Source organism: Exiguobacterium sp. SH3S3 (assembly GCF_004337115.1).
Taxonomy (GTDB): domain Bacteria; phylum Bacillota; class Bacilli; order Exiguobacteriales; family Exiguobacteriaceae; genus Exiguobacterium; species Exiguobacterium aurantiacum_A.
In genome coordinates, this window is record NZ_SJUU01000051.1 from 1 (window position 1) to 260 (window position 260).

A 260-nucleotide genomic window follows, 5' to 3' on the forward strand; every position below is an offset into this window, starting at 1 on the left:
GTTCGTCCTGAGCCAGGATCAAACTCTCCAAAGAATTTGATATAGCTCTTGAAAATGACGAAGCTTGCGCTTCAATCAAAACTTGTAAAACTTTTTTTGCCTCATCGTTCAGTTTTCAAAGACCAAAAAATAAATGGTCGGGAAGACAGGATTCGAACCTGCGACCCCTTGGTCCCAAACCAAGTGCTCTACCAAGCTGAGCTACTTCCCGTTATAAATGGTGCACCCTGAGAGATTCGAACTCCCGGCCTTTAGATTCG

1 tRNA gene is annotated in these 260 nt (G+C 44.2%); it reads right to left on the bottom strand.

Annotated features, from left to right (window positions below):
* Positions 1–134: 134 nt before the first annotated feature.
* Positions 135–211 (bottom strand) — tRNA-Pro (locus tag EVJ28_RS14035).
* Positions 212–260 lie beyond the last annotated feature (49 nt).